Annotated in this window: 14 protein-coding genes; 11 read left to right on the plus strand and 3 right to left on the minus strand. The window is 60.0% G+C overall.

All coding sequences use genetic code 11. The features are described from left to right. Positions 1–136 precede the first annotated feature (136 nt). Positions 137–1,477 carry an NAD(P)/FAD-dependent oxidoreductase gene (locus ACE3PP_RS18225; RefSeq protein WP_374384697.1) on the plus strand — a complete coding sequence of 447 codons (1,341 nt, stop codon included), beginning with the start codon at positions 137–139 and terminating at the stop codon, positions 1,475–1,477. A 50-nt stretch (positions 1,478–1,527) separates the two neighbouring features. On the opposite strand, the gene ACE3PP_RS18230 is transcribed toward ACE3PP_RS18225, so the two are convergent. Further along, complete coding sequence (locus ACE3PP_RS18230) at positions 1,528–2,205, minus strand: FadR/GntR family transcriptional regulator (RefSeq protein ID WP_374384771.1); 678 nt, start codon at positions 2,203–2,205, stop codon at positions 1,528–1,530. Between the two features lie 403 nt (positions 2,206–2,608). Between ACE3PP_RS18230 and ACE3PP_RS18235 the strand changes: the two genes are divergently transcribed. The 5 genes from ACE3PP_RS18235 to ACE3PP_RS18255 are packed head-to-tail and all read left to right on the plus strand — an operon-like array spanning position 2,609 to position 7,779. Next, positions 2,609–4,078: a glutamine synthetase family protein gene (locus ACE3PP_RS18235; RefSeq protein WP_374384698.1), complete on the plus strand. Its 1,470-nt coding sequence runs from the start codon at positions 2,609–2,611 to the stop codon at positions 4,076–4,078. A gap of 51 nt (positions 4,079–4,129) precedes the next feature. Then, positions 4,130–5,065 (plus strand): glutamine amidotransferase, encoded by a 936-nt coding sequence (locus tag ACE3PP_RS18240; RefSeq protein WP_374384699.1) that lies wholly within the window; start codon positions 4,130–4,132, stop codon positions 5,063–5,065. Positions 5,066–5,094: 29 nt separating this feature from the next. Next, complete coding sequence (locus ACE3PP_RS18245; protein ID WP_374384700.1) at positions 5,095–5,931, plus strand: GXGXG motif-containing protein; 837 nt, start codon at positions 5,095–5,097, stop codon at positions 5,929–5,931. 49 nt (positions 5,932–5,980) lie between these two features. Further along, complete coding sequence (locus ACE3PP_RS18250; protein WP_374384701.1) at positions 5,981–7,363, plus strand: FMN-binding glutamate synthase family protein; 1,383 nt, start codon at positions 5,981–5,983, stop codon at positions 7,361–7,363. 11 nt (positions 7,364–7,374) lie between these two features. Then, entirely contained in the window at positions 7,375–7,779 is a 405-nt protein-coding gene (locus ACE3PP_RS18255; protein ID WP_374384702.1) for a hypothetical protein, read from the plus strand. 50 nt (positions 7,780–7,829) lie between these two features. Here the strand turns inward: ACE3PP_RS18255 and ACE3PP_RS18260 are convergent, their stop codons facing one another. Next, the gene (locus ACE3PP_RS18260) at positions 7,830–8,432 is read right to left on the minus strand and encodes a hypothetical protein (RefSeq protein ID WP_374384703.1); all 603 of its coding nucleotides are present in this window, start codon (positions 8,430–8,432) and stop codon (positions 7,830–7,832) included. A gap of 169 nt (positions 8,433–8,601) precedes the next feature. On the opposite strand from ACE3PP_RS18260, the gene ACE3PP_RS18265 reads away from it, so the two are divergent. From ACE3PP_RS18265 to ACE3PP_RS18285, 5 genes are all read left to right on the plus strand, one after another. Then, the gene (locus ACE3PP_RS18265; protein WP_374384704.1) at positions 8,602–8,748 is read left to right on the plus strand and encodes a hypothetical protein; all 147 of its coding nucleotides are present in this window, start codon (positions 8,602–8,604) and stop codon (positions 8,746–8,748) included. Positions 8,749–8,938: 190 nt separating this feature from the next. Further along, positions 8,939–10,627, plus strand: a complete 1,689-nt coding sequence (locus ACE3PP_RS18270; RefSeq protein ID WP_374384705.1) for an APC family permease — start codon at positions 8,939–8,941, stop codon at positions 10,625–10,627. A gap of 15 nt (positions 10,628–10,642) precedes the next feature. Then, entirely contained in the window at positions 10,643–11,527 is an 885-nt protein-coding gene (locus ACE3PP_RS18275; RefSeq protein ID WP_374384706.1) for a phytanoyl-CoA dioxygenase family protein, read from the plus strand. A 206-nt stretch (positions 11,528–11,733) separates the two neighbouring features. Beyond that, positions 11,734–13,077: an NAD(P)-binding domain-containing protein gene (locus ACE3PP_RS18280; RefSeq protein ID WP_374384707.1), complete on the plus strand. Its 1,344-nt coding sequence runs from the start codon at positions 11,734–11,736 to the stop codon at positions 13,075–13,077. Positions 13,078–13,239: 162 nt separating this feature from the next. After that, a complete protein-coding gene (locus ACE3PP_RS18285; protein ID WP_374384708.1) occupies positions 13,240–13,950 on the plus strand; it encodes a methyl-accepting chemotaxis protein in 711 nt (236 codons plus the stop codon). Positions 13,951–13,957: 7 nt separating this feature from the next. Here ACE3PP_RS18285 and ACE3PP_RS18290 read toward each other — a convergent pair whose 3' ends face one another. Then, positions 13,958–16,333 (minus strand): DUF1989 domain-containing protein, encoded by a 2,376-nt coding sequence (locus ACE3PP_RS18290; protein ID WP_374384709.1) that lies wholly within the window; start codon positions 16,331–16,333, stop codon positions 13,958–13,960. Positions 16,334–16,387: the final 54 nt, after the last annotated feature.

Genomic DNA, 16,387 nt, shown 5'->3' on the forward strand with positions numbered 1-16,387 from the left:
GCACCGGCAAGCCCCCCACTTCGCCACGGACAAGATTGACGATTTTACTGTATCGGTCGACGATTTCACGGTATCCGCCAACGCGATCTTGGGGGAGGCTCGGGAGAGCTAAATTCTGACCAAGCGGAGTCTTTTTATGGCCCTTCCCACCCACGTCAAATATGTCGTCATCGGCGCCGGCATTCACGGCCTCTCTTCGGCCTGGCATTTGGCCGAGAACCTCCGCAAGACGGGCAAGGGTTCGGGCGCCGACGTCCTCATCATCGACAAGACCTCCATTGCCGCCGGTGCTTCCGGCATCGCCTGCGGCGTCGTGCGCAACAATTATTTCCAGCCGGCCATGCGCCGCCTGATGGCGCATTCGGTGAGTGTGTGGGAGAGCGACCCCAAGGCCTTTTCCTATCACCCGGTCGGCTACATGCAGATCAGCCCGGAAGTCATGCACAAGGACGTGGCCTCGATCTACGAACAGCAGAAGGAGATCGGCTACACCTCGACCTTCATTGAGGGCGAGAAGGATTGCATGGCCTATATGAAGGGTATCTTCGACGATTGGCAGGCCAAGGGAATCACCTCGGTTCTTCATGAAAAGAAGGGCGGCTATGCCAACAACACGGCGGCGATGTATGGCCTGGCGAAAAAAGCCGAGGCCGAAGGCGTGCGCATCGTGACTGGCGTTGAAGTGAAGGGCCTGAAGCGCGATGGCAAGGGTGCTGTGACGGCAGTCGAGACCAACCAAGGCAGCATCGGCTGCGACTTCGTTATTGCCGGCATGGGACCCTGGGTACGCTCGGTCTGGAAGATGCTGGATTTGCCCGACGCGATTTCGATCAAGGGCAAGGACGGCAAGATGCACGAGAACGTACCGATGTGGGTCTATTGGTCGCTGCAGGAAGGGACGCTCGGCGTCGATCCGGACTTGCAGAAGACCAATGACGGCAAGATGCCGCCGGTCATCCATGTCGATACCGACGCGCCGCTTTATTCCGACGAGGACGGCTCCCTCATCACCGACAAACTCTGGGGCATCTATTACAAGCCGGATTTCCATTTCGGCGGTGTCCAGGGCGGCGCCATGCCGTTCAAGGTGAAGACCCAGACCGACAAGGTGCGTGTCGACCCCTATGGTCCGGAAAGCCCCGAGTTCATTGTCGGCGACGATTTCGCCCATATGTGGGTTTCGGCCCTGGCCTTCTGCCAGAAGCGGTTCATGGGCACGATGCCGAAATACAAGAAGGAACCCTCGGGCGGCATCGGCTGCTTCACGGCCGACAGTTTCCCCGTTTTCGACAAGTTCGCCGAGAACGTCTACATCATCGCCGATTCAAACCACGGCTATAAGATGATCGGCGTCGGCAAGCTGGTGGCAGACGATATCTGCGGCATGGGCGACGAATTGCTGCGCCCCTTCCGCTTCTCGCGCTTCGCCGAAGGGAAGCTGCATCCGACCTCGAACTCGCCTTTCCCGTGGAGCTGATCGGGAAAGCATCGCTATGTGAAAAAGCCGGCCTTCGGGCCGGCTTTTTTTTACGCACCCTCGATCCCCATCAGCTGCCGCCGCGCGAAGTGGAGATGGCTCGTCACCATTGCGGCCGCACCTTCCACGTCCCGGCTGGCGATGGCACCCAATAGGGCCCGGTGCTGTCGGTTGTATTCGGCAATGCGCGCGGGTGTCAGCACCTTGTCGCGCATCGAGGCCCATTGGTCATGGGAGCGGATCTCGTTGATATGCTGATAGAGCCACAGCACCAGCCGATTGTGGGCGGCCTCGGCGAGGAGCAGATGGAACTGCGTGTCCCATTCGGTCCACACTTCCGGGTCTTCGCCGGCGGCCTCCGCCTTCTCGATGGCTTCGCCCATCTTCTCCAGATCGCGATTGGTCGCATTGAGGACGGCAAGCCGCGTCATATGCGGTTCCAGTCCCAGCCGGGCTTCGATCAATTCCAGCGGCGAGGTAGAATCGGCGATGCTGTCGAGGTCCGAAACCGGGCGGTGATTGACGAAAGTTCCGCTGCCCACCCGCCTCGTCACCAACCGTTCCTGTTCCAATTGATCGAGCGCCAAGCGCACCGTGGTGCGGCTGGCACCGAACGCATCCGCGAGATGGCGTTCCGCCGGCAGCTTCTCCCCGTGCTTGTATGTGCCCGAAACAATTGCCTGACGTAGCTGGCCGGCAATCCAAACGGAGCCGCGATTGCCATCCACCGGCAAGACGCTGCCCTCGGTTGCGGTGCGGGGGGAGGACGATGCCGTCGTTTCCCGCTGAGGTGTACCATTTCGACCCAATTCTGTTCCTTTGAAAAAATTGGTTGGCAGTGAGTAAACCGCCGTGCAAGGATCGGATTATGCGAGTGGGGTAGCCAAACGGTCAATCGCCGTCAGCCGCGCCCGCCCACGAGCTGAAGTTGCGAGCGCGACTGCCCGATCGGAGGACCGCGTTAGACCAGTAAGGCCAAAATCTCCACCGCCCGCGAAGGATCGCTGCAGCCGGCACTGAAAGACCGGATCGGCGAAACGAAGAAGAGTTGTTCATGAGCAACTGACGCGGAATGCCGGGACAGGCCCGGCATCGCTCAATTGCGGCCAACGTGCCGCTTTGGGGAGGGTGATGATGACTGACCTTGAGGCTTACGTCGCACAAAAAGGGCGCAAAGAACTCATCAAGCAAGTACGCGCCCAGATCAATCAGCTCGGCATCAAATACATCTACTACCAGTTCGTTTCCGTGACCGGACGCATCGTCGGCAAAGGCGTGCCCGCCGATCATTGGGAAAGCGTTGCCGAAAAGGGCTTCCAACTGGTTTACGGATCGACCGCCAACCTCTTTGTCGACCGGCACAAGAACTATATCGGCTATGGCCCGGAAGCATCGGAGCTGGTCGGCATTCCGGACCCTGAGACGTTCGTGCAGTTGCCCTGGGACAAGCGGGTGGCGCGCGTCTTTTGCACCTGCTTCCGCAATCGGGAAGAAAAGGTCAATCCCGGGGGTCATCTGACCTCGGACTGCCGCGGCAATCTCCGGCTCATCCACGATGAGTTCAAAAAGAAGCACAAGGGCCTGCATCTCCGTCACGGCTGCGAGCCGGAAATGATGTGGCTGAAGAAAGGCGAAGACGGATTGCCCGATGGCGGTTTCTCGAAGCCAAACTGCTATCACATCGACCAGTTCGAAAGTCTGCGGCCGGTCTTCATGAAGGTGATCGAATACGCGCAGGCAATGGGCCTCGATATGATCCAGGGCGATCATGAGGACGCGCCGGGCCAGCTCGAACTCAACTTCATGTTCGACGATTGCCTGCGCACCGCGGACCGCCTTACCACCTACCGGCAGATCTGCGCCCAGGTCGCACGCGAGAACAATCTGATCGCCTGTTTCATGCCGAAGCCCTTCATGGGCGTTTCGGCATCGGGTTGCCACCACAACCTTTCGCTCTGGACCGGTGGCGAGGATGTCGTGAACAACCTCCATAACGACAAGCTGCCCGGCAGCAAGGACGTCTTCTCCTATCGCAAGGGCGGCGAGAACACTTTCGCGCCGCTGAAAGGCCAGAAGAAGCCGGGCCCGATCGGACTCAATTGCATCGGCGGCGTCATCAAGCATCTGGGTGCGTTGACGGCGATCGGCTCCTCGACCGTCAACTCCTACCGCCGCTTGTGGGATACCGGCTTCTGGGCACCGGTCTTCGCCGATTGGGGCTACCAGAACCGCACTTGCGCCCTGCGCATCTCGGCGCCGGGACGTTTTGAGTACCGCTCGGTCGACGCGGCCGTGAACCCCTATCTGATGGCTGCCGCGCTGCTCAAGGCATTCGACGACGGCATCACCAACAAGCTCGATCCGGGCGAGCCGGAGGAGCGCAACATGTATGAAGCGATCGCTGCCGGCAAGAAGGTGAAAAAGCTGCCGATGAGCCTCGGCGATGCACTCGATCATCTGGAAAAGGACAGTGTCATCAATTCGGCCCTGCCCGACGAGATGATGCGTGTCTTCATGCACTACAAGCGCGACGAGGTGGAGAAATTCATGGCCACCGTCACGCATTGGGATCGGGAGCAGTATTGGGACATCCTGCCCTGATGGGCAGGACCTGATCGCTTCTCCGACGTTTAACCTCAAGGAGAGTTACCCATGTGTGGAATCGCAGGATTGATCCACCGCGGCAAGACCGGGGACATCGGCACCGAGATGACCGCCATGCTGCAAAGCCTCAAGCATCGCGGGCCTGATTCAACCGGGTTCGCGCTCTATGGCAGTCCGAAGGGCAACACGCTGGTCATGCGCTTCAAGGTCGCCGAACAGGATGACATGAAGCACGGTTTTAAGATCCATGACCAGGTCAAGGAGCGGAAAGCCGAAGTCGACAAACGACTCAAGGAACTCGGCGCGAAGATCGTTATGGCCGAGGATGCGACCGAGTATGCCTATCGCTACACGCTCGATTTCGGCGGCGACAAACGAAAGCTTGCCGATTACATCGAAGATATCGACGGCGCCGAGATCCTGTCGCTGGGCTACGGATTGGAACTCATCAAGGATCTTGGCGATGCCGCCGTCGTATCCGGCCAGTATCATCTGAAAGGCTTCAAGGGGAGCCATGCGCTGGGGCATACGCGCATGGCGACCGAATCCGATGTCGACATTCGCTCGGCCCACCCCTACTGGGCCTATCCGTTTGCCGACGTTTCGGTCGTTCACAACGGGCAGCTCACCAATTACTGGACCGGGCGGCGCCACCTGGAACGGCGCGGTCACCGCTTCATGTCGAATTGCGACAGCGAGCTCATCGCCGTCTATCTCGCCGACAAGATGCAGCAGGGCGCCGAACTCAAGGACGCGATGAAGGATTCGATCGAGGAGCTTGATGGCGTCTTCACCTATCTGGTGGCGACGGCCGATAGCTTGGGCATGGCCAAGGACGTGATGGCCGCAAAGCCGATGGTCCTCTATGAGAGCGACGATTTCATCGGGCTCGCATCGGAGGAAGTCGCCATCCGCAGTGTCTTCCCGCACGAGATCGATACGTTCGACCCCTATGAGGGCGAAGTCCGGGTCTGGAAGCGGTAGTCAGCATCATCTCTAGCCAGGAGCCGAACATGGCGCTTCGCACGCAGTCACACGAAATGGGGATGCATACCGAAAGACTTTCGGGCCGCACCCAGCAACGTTTCTTCTCCCCTTCCGAAGAAGAGAATTTCACCTATCCGGGATCCTACGACGTCGATTTCAACAAGCGCGCCGAATTCGACGCCGACAAGCTGTCGACGTCGGAGATCAACCTCAAGATCCGCGAGCTGATGAAACAGGGTTACGGCACCATTGTCATGCGCAATCCCGGCGCCAAGCACGCGATTGCCGTCGGCATCCTCAACAAGCTCAACCTCCAGATCGAAGGCAGCCTCGGCTATTTCGGTTGCGGTCTCATCGACGGCCCCAACATTCACATCAAGGGCCGCGTGGGCTGGTCCTGCGCCGAGAACATGCTGGCCGGAACGGTCGTCATCGAAAAGAATGCCGGCTCGACGTTCGGCGCCGCCATCCGCGGCGGCGACCTCGTCTGCAAGGGCGATGTCGGTGCCCGTATGGGTATCGACCAGAAGGGCGGCACGATCATCGTCGGTGGCCGCTGCGGTGCCTTCTGCGGCTTCATGATGCAACGCGGGCGCATGGTGATCCTGGGCGACGCCGGCAAGAATTTGGGTGATTCCATGTATGACGGCACGATCTATGTCGGCGGCAAGATCGAGGGCCTCGGCGTCGACGCCGTGCCGGGTGAGATGACCGATCTCGACTGCCAATGGTTGGAGCGCAAGCTGAAGCTCTATGGCCTCAAGACACCGAACGGGGCCAAGAACATGACCAAGATCGTCGCCGGCAAGCAGCTTTGGAATTACGACAATCTCGAGCCTTCGGAGAAGAAGCTCATCCTGTAACGGGACTGGAAGACACGCTCCTCCTCCGCTTCATTGAAGGAATAGCCAGATGGCAAAAGAGAAGAAGGCTCCGGCCACCGAACCAAAGACCAAGAAACCGCTCTCGCGCGATACCTCGCGCCTCGGCAACAGCTTCATGTTCCCGCCGAGCGTCATCGACGACATCCATATCAAATCCGAGCTCGGCCGCTATCGCATGCGCGGCTTTTCGCTGTTCAAGAAGATCCCGAGCTGGGACGATCTCACCTTCCTGCCCGGCACCCTTACCCGCTTCGTGATCGAGGGCTATCGCGAGAAGTGCGAGACCAAGACCGTCATCGGTCCGAAATGCAAACGCCCCCTGATGCTCGACGTGCCGGTCTATATCACCGGCATGAGCTTCGGCGCGCTCTCCTATGAAGCGAAGATCGCGCTGGCGCGCGGCGCCACGATGGCTGGGACAGCAACCTGCTCGGGTGAAGGCGGCATGATCCCGGACGAGCGCCGCTTCAGCTCGAAATGGTTCTATCAGTGCATCCAGTCGCGCTATGGCTTCAACCCGCACCATCTGCAATTGGCCGATGCCTGCGAGTTCTTCATTGGCCAGGGTTGCAAGGTGGGCCTCGGCGGCCATCTGATGGGGCAGAAGGTAACCGACCAGGTCGCCGAGATGCGGTCCCTCCCCGCCGGCATCGACCAACGCTCGCCGGCGCGTCACCCGGACTGGCTGGGTCCGGACGATCTGGCGCTGAAGATCCAGGAGATCCGCGAAGCTACCAATTGGGAGATTCCCATCCAGCTGAAACTGGGTGCCGCCCGCGTCTATGACGATGTGCGCATGGCCGCGAAGACCGGTCCCGACAGCATCTATATCGACGGCATGGAAGGCGGCACCGGCGCAGGTCCGCATATTGCCACCGAGGAAACCGGCGTGCCCGGCATTGCCGCGATCCGTCAGGCCCGGAAGGCGCTCGACGATGTGGGCAAGTCGGGCGAGATCAGCCTGGTCTATGCCGGTGGCATCCGCAATGGCGGCGATGTCGCCAAGGCGCTCGCGCTCGGCGCCGATGCGGTCGCCATCGGTCACTCGGCCTTGATGGCGCTCAATTGCAACAAGGATATTCCGGAAGCCGATTTCGAGAAGGAGATCGGTTGCGAAGCGGGCTATTGCTATCACTGTCACACGGGCCGCTGCCCGGTCGGTGTCGCGACGCAGGATCCCGTGTTGCGCAAGCGGCTTGATCCGGATGAGGCGGCGGAGCGCGTTTACAACTTCCTCCATTGCCTCACCATCGAGGCGCAGATGATGGCGCGTGCCTGCGGCAAGACCAATGTGCATTCGCTGGAACCGGAAGATCTGGCGGCCCTCACCATGGAAGCCTCGGCGCTCGCCCAGGTACCGCTCGCCGGTTCGCAGCACACCGTCGGCCGCCCCGACATGACCCGTTACTGAGGAGGTCCGAAATGGCAGATAAAAAGCCGGCTGGCAAAGAAGACGTCGATAAATATCTGAAAGGTGATGGTCTCGATTCCAGTCGCGAAAAGGAGATCGGCCAGCACATTGGCTATCGCTACGACGTCAACCTGGTGCCCGATTACACGCGGCTGACACCCTTCTTGAAGAAGTATATCGAGACAATGGGCTGGGACGACCTCAATTGGCTCGAAGATGTCCATATGGGCTATGAGGAGGGCCGGGCCGCCGTGTTCGACCGCAACATCAATGGCTGGGTAACGGTGCCTTCGGACCTCAAGCTTCCCGACAATCAGCAGGATCGCGACATGATCGCGCGCGAATTGCTGATCAAGTTCCAGATGTCGAAGAAGCACCCGATGGTCGATCTCAACAAGGCCTACCGGAAGTTCTGAACGACGCCCTCAAGGTCCTGCCCCGCCGCCGATGGAGCGGCGGGGCTTTTTTATTCGCTTTCGTCAAATCCGGCCTCGGCCTCGCTACGCCCCCAATCGGGTGTGAAGGAAATGACCCGGATACCTGCCGGAATGTTCGGATTGAACATCCGATTGTGCCAATAGGTCGCTTGAAAGAGCTGCTCATGCTCGGTCAATTCGCGCACCTGGCACAAAAGCCGGTAACGCTGATTGAGTTCCGCAAAGTCGAGATAGATCCTGCCGAGGTTGAGCAGCTGATCGACCAGCTCGTTGGCCGGCCCGAAAAGGGCCGTGAGCGTATCGTCGAAATCACGATGGCGCTGAAAGTAGCCGGCCGCCATATGCTCGGTCGCCTTCTCCCACCGCTCGACCGGATCTTGGGTCTTGAGCACCTGGTGACGGAAAAAGGCCGTCGAGTCCGATGGATCGGCTTTGTGCAACAGGACGACTGTCGAACCGGCCAGTTGCCGATCGTCGCGAGAAAAAATGAGCGGACGCATGCCGGCACTTGGTCGCCCGCCACCCTCGCGCATCGCCATTTGCCGGAGCCGGCACTGCCAATGCAGGAAATCCTCGCGCAAGGCAGCCGCCGCTTCGCCGATGAGGATCACCTTGTCGCCATCCTTGCTCATGCCGCCCTTCCCTTCCGTTGAGCCTCGCAACGATATCGTGCCGCCTGCCGTGCGGCAACCAATGCTGATCCACATTTAGTGAGATTGTGCTGGATTGGGCGGTCACTTTGTCGCATCATATTGGCGAGTGATTGAGCAGCAACGCGTGACCGGCGAGGGGGAATTTCGCTTGGCATTTCAGCGTTTCAGCAGTGCGATCAACACAAGCCGCGCCACCGGGTTGGCAGCGGTGCGCGATGCCGGCACAGGTATCAAGTCCGGCATCCTCTGCTTCGCCCACACGACCGAAAAGACCAATTCCGACCAAAGCTGCTAGCTGCGTTCCGCTGGCGGCCGAAATGCGTTGTCGATTGTGTTTGGTTCCGAGTGTCTTGCCCATGCGTTGCATTGCAAGCGAGTACCAATGGCCGGCGGTGGCGGGGACTGCACGGCCACACCCAGAAGAAGCAAGGAGACAATGACCCCGCAGCGTACCTGAAACTCAAACAGTGAGGGGATCTGGAGAGATGTCTGCGGAAACGATGTCAGGCCCGGTCAAGGGCGAACTTCTGCGCACCATCGACTGGCGTGGTGCCTTCTGGGTAGCGAGCGGCGTGCCCGCCCTCGTCCTCTTCTCGATCGGCGGCATCGCCGGCACGGTCGGTATCCCGGCTTTCGCCATTTGGGCGGTGTCGATGGTGATGGGCTTCATCCAATCCTTCACCTATGCCGAAATCGCCGGCCTCTTTCCCAACAAATCGGGCGGTGCCTCCGTCTATGGCGCAGCTGCGTGGCTGAAATACGGCAAGTTCATCGCGCCTCTCTCCGTCTGGTGTAACTGGATCGCCTGGACACCGGTGCTCTCTTTGGGTTCAGCGATTGCCGCTGGCTACATTCTTGGGATCATGGAGCCAACGCCGGGCGCCGAGGCCATCGCAGCCGAAATCGCTCGGGCGCTCGCGGCCGGATCGCCGATTGACGAGGCACAAGCCACGATGAACCTGATGCCGCTCCATAATTGGGGCCACTCATGGAGTCTTGGTCTGTTCAGCCTTTCCTTCAACTGGACCTTCGTGATTGGCGCCGTCTTGATGCTGCTGGCCTTCGCCATCCAGCATCGTGGCATCCTCGGCACCGCCAAAGTGCAGATGGTGGTCGGTCTCATCATCGTCCTGACTTTGTTCATCATTGGCGTGGTGCCGTTCCTCAACGGCAATTTCGACAGCGCCAATTTCTCGCCCTTCGTGCCGTTGGCCGTGCCCTACGCGCCGGAGCCGGGAAGCTGGAACGTTGCCGGCTGGACCTTGATTCTCGGCGGCATGTTCATTGCGGCTTGGTCGACTTACGGTTTCGAGACGGCCATTTGCTACACCAGCGAGTTCAAGAACCCGGAAAGCGACACCTTCAAGGCGATCTTCTATTCTGGCCTTCTGTGTCTCGTTCTCTTCATCCTGGTGCCGATCACCTTCCAGGGCTATCTCGGCCTCACCGGGATGCTTGACGGCGGTGTTGTGGCCGGGACCGGTGTTGCCGATGTAATGGCCAGGATGGTCGGTGGTGGCGGGGCCATCAACATCATCTTCGTCTTTTTGATGATCGCCTCTCTTGTCCTGATCATCATCACCGCGATGGCGGGCTCGTCGCGCACGCTCTATCAAGGTTCCGTGGATGGCTGGCTCCCCAAGTATCTGAGCCACGTCAATCACAATGGCGCGCCGACCGGTGCGATGTGGACGGATCTCGGTTTCAACCTGATCCTTCTCTCCATCGCGGCAACGGATGCCACCGCCTACTACTTCATCCTGGCGGTGTCCAACTGCGGCTACATCATCTTCAACTTCCTCAACCTCAACTCCGGCTGGATCCATCGCATCGACAATGGTCACGTCAAGCGCCCGTTCAAGGCGCCGACCATCGTTCTTGCGGCGGGTACGCTCCTCGCCTTCGTCAATGCCATGTTCATGGGTGCCGGCGCGAAGGTCTGGAATCCGGTGGCGCTCTGGTACGGTCTGGGTGCCGCGGCCTTGATCATTCCTGTGTTCTGGTTCCGGCACTATGTGCAGGACAAGGGCAAGTTCCCTGACCGGATGCTGGAAGACCTCGGGATCAAGGATGCGGGTCATCTGGGCGAGCGAAAGGCTGGGATCCTGCCCTATATCACGCTCGCAGCCGGTCTTGTCGTGGTCTTGGTCTCGAACTGGATCTTCACTGGTTGATAGATCCACTCACCGATGGGCGGAGCCAAATCGGCTCCGCCCTTTTTCTTTGCGTTCAGCAGGGATCAAATCTTGATCGCACCCGATCTCATCGACACGTTCCGCCGCGATGGCTTCGTGATCGTCCGTAATTTTCTCACCGGCAGTGATGTTGACGCCGCGCGCACGCGCTTCGCACCATTATTCGAGGGAAAATTCGAAACCGGTCTTTACCCCGACGAATGGAATTGGATCGAGGGCCGCGACCCACCGGACCGCACACGGCAGATCTGCAACGGCTGGAAATCGGACAGCGTCATCGCACGGATCGTGCTTTCAAGGAGAGTCGGCGAAACATGTGCGACCCTTGCGGGCTGGGATGGGGCACGCATGGGCCAGGACAATGTGCTGTGGAAGCCGCCCGGCGCCAAATCGCTCGGCTTCCATCAGGATGATAGCTATTGCCATTGGGTCGTGCCGGCGGGCTATGTCACTTGCTGGATGCCGCTCGACGATACGACGGCAGCTGGCGGCACCATCGAGTATGCGCGTGGGTCGCATCTATGGCCGCTGACGCCGCCGCGCGGGCAATTTCATGCGCCCGAAGACTATCATGCCACTTTGCGACAGGCAGCCGAAGAAGCCGGGGCCGAAATCGACATCGTACCCATCGAAGTAAACGCCGGGGACGCTGTCATTCATCACGGCCGTACCTGGCACGGGTCCGGCCCGAACAAGGCCGATGTGCCCAGACGCGCGCTCGTCTCCCACTGTATTTCTGCCGCATGCCACTTTCACCCAACCAATGTCAGCTACATCTACAGCCGCTATCGCCGGCATGACGACCTTGCGATGGACGAGAGTTTCTTCCCCATCCTGTGGCGACGGGACGGCTACCGCTCGCCGTGGCTTCCCTCTTGAGTATTGGTTTTATATTGGTCGTTATTTGTCTGCCTTTGGTAATCGAATTGTTGAAAACCCTTTCTGCCATAGGCTATTGTTTTGCCCACAGATGCGCGGCTTTCAGCGCGTTCGCGCAGGCGGCGATTGGTTGCCGTCACGGCTTGGAAACGAGGTCACGAACACAGAGTCGATTCGCCAAAAATTAAGATCCAGGGAGCCCTTCCATGAAGAAGCGAGTAGCTGTCATCGGTGCCGGCCCATCAGGAACTGCCGTGCTGCGTGCCTTCCAATCCGCGGCCGCCAAGGGCGCCGACATCCCCGAAATCGTCTGCTTCGAAAAACAGGATGATTGGGGTGGTCTCTGGAACTACACGTGGCGCACGGGTCTCGATGAATATGGCGAGCCTGTGCATTGCTCGATGTACCGCTATCTCTGGTCGAACGGCCCCAAGGAATGCCTCGAATTCGCCGACTATACGTTCGAGGAACATTTCGGGCGCCCGATCGCTTCCTATCCGCCGCGCGCCGTGCTGTGGGATTATATCAAGGGTCGCGTCGAGAAAGCCGGTGTCCGGAACTGGGTCCGCTTTCGCACGCCAGCGCGTGATGTTCGCTATGACGCGGCCAGCGGAAAATTCACCGTCACGGCACACGATCTCAAAAAGGATCTGAAGACAACCGAAGCTTTCGACCATGTCGTCGTCTGCTCGGGCCATTTCTCGACGCCCAACGTGCCTGAATTTCCCGGCTTCAGCAGCTTCAATGGGCGCGTCCTCCACGCCCACGATTTTCGCGATGCCGTCGAATTCAAGGGCAAGGACATTCTGATCATCGGCCGCTCCTACTCGGCCGAGGATATCGGCTCACAATGCTATAAGTATGGCGCGAAATCGATCACGACGTCCTATCGCTCACGGCCTATGGGCTTTAAATGGCCTAGCAATTGGGAAGAGCGGCCGCTGCTGCAGCGGGTCGACAACAAGACCGCCTATTTCAAGGATGGCTCCTCGAAGGAAATCGACGCCATCATCCTGTGCACGGGCTATCAGCACTATTTCCCCTTCATTGAAGACAGCCTGCGCCTGAAGACCGAGAACCGCATGTGGCCGCTCGGTCTCTATCGCGGCGTGGTCTGGGAGGAAAACCCGAAGCTGCACTATATCGGCATGCAGGACCAGTTCTACACGTTCAACATGTTCGACGCCCAGGCCTGGTACGCACGCGACGTGATCCTTGGGCAGCAACCGCTGCCATCGCTTGACGAGATGCGCAAGCACAGCGCCGCCTGGCGCGCCCGCGAGGAGAAGCTTGAGGATGCCGAGCAGACGATCTGGTTCCAGGGCGATTATGTGAAGGAGCTGATCGGGCTCACCGACTATCCGAGCTTCGATATCGAGACGGTCAACAAGACCTTCATGGAATGGGAGCATCACAAGGCGGAGGACATCATGGGCTTCCGCAACAATTGCTATCGCTCCGTCATGACCGGCAACATGTCGCCCAAGCACCACACGCCCTGGCTGACGGCTATGGATGATTCCCTCGAAAGCTATCTGAAATCGAAATAGGGCATTTCGCCCCCACAAATGACTTGGCGCCGCTTGGAGCGAAGCAGGATTACCATTTGTTTACGGATCAGGGATATTTTCCCGTAAATGGATGTATGATCCGCGGTACCGGAGAGGCCCATGACTCTCAATGTTGTGACTCCTACTGATCCAGGAAATGCCATGAGCGATGAGAGCCCATTCCTTGGTCAAAGCGGTGCGGTGCCTGTCGACGAGCGCCTCGCCGCCCTGCTCAGCATCACCGGCCGCATGGACGGCTTTCTCTACCGTTGCCGCAACGACGCCAACTACACGATGCTCTATATCAGCGAGGGGATCCTGACGGTGAGCGGCTATCCGGCCAGCGATTTCATCGGCAACAAGGTTCGCGGCTACAGTTCGATTACCCATCCCGACGACATCGCCTCAGTCGACGCCGCAGTCGGCAAGGCCCTCGAGCAGCACGGCAACTGGACCATCGACTATCGCATCGTGCCCCGGCAGGGAGAGCCGGTCTGGGTGCATGAGATCGGCGGCGGCGTCTTTGATGCCTCAGGTCAATTGGAGTTCCTCGAAGGCTTCATCATCGACATCAGTGAGCGCAAGCATCTCGAACAGGCGAACCGCGACCTCATCGACCGCATCGCCGTGATTTCCGAGCATATCGTCAAGGATACCGGCAATATTCTCGAGGTTCTGCGCGCCCTCAAGATGTTGGCTTTGAACGCGCGGATCGAAGCGGCGCGCGCCGGTCAAATGGGGCTCGGTTTTGCCGTCGTGGCACAGGAGATCAAGACTCTTGCCACGACGTCCGGCGCCTCCGCCGAACGCATCACAAAGCTCATGGATGAACTCCAATCCGTCCTTGCCGAACCTGCAAAGCGCGAGCGTTGAGCCAGAATCAGCTGCGCGGCTTCAGCTTTTCCGGATCGTAGAAGGGGAAGCGCACGACACGTGCCGGCAGGCGCTTCTGCTGGCCATCGATCTTGCCAACCTCGACCTCCGTGCCGATCGCAGCATAGGTCACATCCATCCGGCAAAGGGCGATGTTCTTGCCGAGGATCGGTGAAATGCAGCCGGAGGTGACCACACCCACCTGAGCGCGGCCCACATGCACGCAATCGCCGTGGCCGACCGCTTGCTTGGCATCGATTTCCAGCCCGACCAATACGCGTTGCGGATGCTCCTTGCGCCGGATGAGGGCGTCACGACCGACGAACGCCTCATTGCCCTTCAGGGCCACGGTGAAGCCGATGCCGGCCTCGAACGGGTCGGTCTGGTCGTTGAATTCGTAATTGGCGAAAATGAGACCGGCCTCGATACGCAGGATATCGAGCGCTTCGAGGCCGAGCGGCAGCAAGCCATGTCTCTGCCCGGCTTCCCAGACGGCATCCCATACCTTGGTGGCATCTTTGGGGTGACAGAATATCTCGTAGCCGAGTTCGCCGGAATAGCCGGTGCGCGAGACCAGTACCGCCGTGCCGTTGTAGTCGCCGATGCGGCCCACGGTGAAATGGAACCATTGGATCTCATCGACACGGGGCCTTGCCGGCGGCGTCCAGATGATCTCCTTCAGGATCTCGCGGCTCTTGGGACCTTGGAGTGCGATGTTGTGCAATTGATCGGTGGCCGACTTGACCCAGACTTGGCGCAAACCTTTTTTCTCTGCGAGGTCCCGCAGCCATTTGCCGCCGAATTCATCGCCGCCGATCCAGCGATAGCGATCGGGACCCAGCCTGAAGACCGTACCGTCATCCACCATGCCGCCATGCTCGTAGCACATCGCGGTGTAGACGACCTGTCCGTCGCTGAGCTTCCGGATATTGCGCGTGCAGGCCGCCTGCAGCAGATCCTCGGCATCCGCCCCCAGCACTTCGAACTTGCGCAAGGGCGAGAGGTCCATCACGGCAGCGCCTTCGCGGCAAGCCCAATATTCGGCGGTCGGTCCTGCGTTGTTGAAGCGGCTGGGCAGCCAGAAGCCGCGATACTCGGTGAAGTTCCGCGTGAGTGCACTGGTGCGGTGATGAAAGCCGGTCTCGCGCGTCAGTCTCGGTTCGGCATCTGGTGTCATGCGATAGGCCATGGCTCGGGTGAAGTCGTGTCTGGCATCATAGATGCGCACATGGATGTCGGTCGGGTTCCAGGCATTGGTGGCGTCGATATCGTCGGGACAGGCTGACGAGCCGCAGACCAGATCCTTCAGGGCCCGCATCAGCACATAATCGCCCGGCCGCGACCAGGGATCGTCGAGGAAGATCGCGTTCGCCGCATTGACGCCGGTATTGTAGAAGAGATTGACCGCCTGCCAGCCGCGGCGGCGTTCAAGGCCGAAGCGGTCGAGGGTATTGTTGAAATTCTCCGAGCAGGAGGGATGGCCCGGATAGCCTGCGTCTTCGTAGAAACGCGCCGTGCAGGCAAGGCCGAACGTATCGTGCCGGCCGCAGGTATCGCGCACCACCTCGGTCAGCGCCTGCATGTCCATATCGAAGAATTTCGACGCCAGGCCCGGACCTGGATAGATCGCCCCCAGCATGGTGCGCGTGGTCGTCATGTCGATGCCGCGCTCGCGCCCAGCCTGCAGCTGCCGCGCATCGAAGGCGACGAAATCGGAGCATTGCCGACCAGCGACATCGATGATCTGGATGAACTGGCCTTCCTTCACCTCGTAGGAAAGCGCCGTGCATTTGTCGACGCGATATTCCGCCACCAATTCACCCAGCGGTGCCGGCAGCGGTGGGGCCACAAGCGCATGTACCTGGGCGCGGCGGACGATGACGGTGAGATCGGTGGCCGGGGACTGCTCTTCCGGCAGCAAGACGCCAGACTGGCCCGGCGCATGCAGCACGACGATGGCCGCGCGCGTCGCGGTGAGGCTCACCCCCTCGCCCGCGTGCGTGTCACCCGTCAGCACGCGCGCCACCGCATCGACACCTTTCGGCAGATGCCAATGCTGCAATTGATGGCGCAATTGCGCGATCTCGTCCGGCAGGATGCCAAAGCCGAGCGGCCTGCCATCCAGCGCTGCATTGATGCCCGGAGAGGCGCCGTCCGGCTTCAAGCCGAGGGATGCGAGATCGGGGCGGAGATCGCCAGAATGGAAGGCCGCGATTTCGCAGGGCTGCCGGCCTTCGCGGTCGATGATGTCGAGACGGTCGCCTTCCTCAAGGCGAAGGATCAAGACGCCAAGGCCGGCAAGACGGTAGCGTTCGGTGCCCGGTTCCCAGCGCGGCAGGCCGGGTTCCCGCACCCGTGGTCGCACACCCGTGTCGCCTGCCATGATGCCCATTCCGACCTCGGCTGCTGCTGATGCGGACCACACCATTTAGAGCCC

Source organism: Dongia sp. (genome assembly GCF_041910485.1).
Classification (GTDB): domain Bacteria; phylum Pseudomonadota; class Alphaproteobacteria; order Dongiales; family Dongiaceae; genus Dongia.

Coding starts and splice junctions, on each gene's coding strand:
- ACE3PP_RS18225 (WP_374384697.1), top strand. CDS start 137: ATGGCCCTTCCCACCCACGTCAAATATGTCGTCATCGGCGCCGGCATT.
- ACE3PP_RS18235 (WP_374384698.1), top strand. CDS start 2,609: ATGATGACTGACCTTGAGGCTTACGTCGCACAAAAAGGGCGCAAAGAA.
- ACE3PP_RS18240 (WP_374384699.1), top strand. CDS start 4,130: ATGTGTGGAATCGCAGGATTGATCCACCGCGGCAAGACCGGGGACATC.
- ACE3PP_RS18245 (WP_374384700.1), top strand. CDS start 5,095: ATGGCGCTTCGCACGCAGTCACACGAAATGGGGATGCATACCGAAAGA.
- ACE3PP_RS18250 (WP_374384701.1), top strand. CDS start 5,981: ATGGCAAAAGAGAAGAAGGCTCCGGCCACCGAACCAAAGACCAAGAAA.
- ACE3PP_RS18255 (WP_374384702.1), top strand. CDS start 7,375: ATGGCAGATAAAAAGCCGGCTGGCAAAGAAGACGTCGATAAATATCTG.
- ACE3PP_RS18260 (WP_374384703.1), bottom strand. CDS start 8,432: ATGAGCAAGGATGGCGACAAGGTGATCCTCATCGGCGAAGCGGCGGCT.
- ACE3PP_RS18270 (WP_374384705.1), top strand. CDS start 8,939: ATGTCTGCGGAAACGATGTCAGGCCCGGTCAAGGGCGAACTTCTGCGC.
- ACE3PP_RS18275 (WP_374384706.1), top strand. CDS start 10,643: ATGGGCGGAGCCAAATCGGCTCCGCCCTTTTTCTTTGCGTTCAGCAGG.
- ACE3PP_RS18280 (WP_374384707.1), top strand. CDS start 11,734: ATGAAGAAGCGAGTAGCTGTCATCGGTGCCGGCCCATCAGGAACTGCC.
- ACE3PP_RS18285 (WP_374384708.1), top strand. CDS start 13,240: ATGAGCGATGAGAGCCCATTCCTTGGTCAAAGCGGTGCGGTGCCTGTC.
- ACE3PP_RS18290 (WP_374384709.1), bottom strand. CDS start 16,333: ATGGCAGGCGACACGGGTGTGCGACCACGGGTGCGGGAACCCGGCCTG.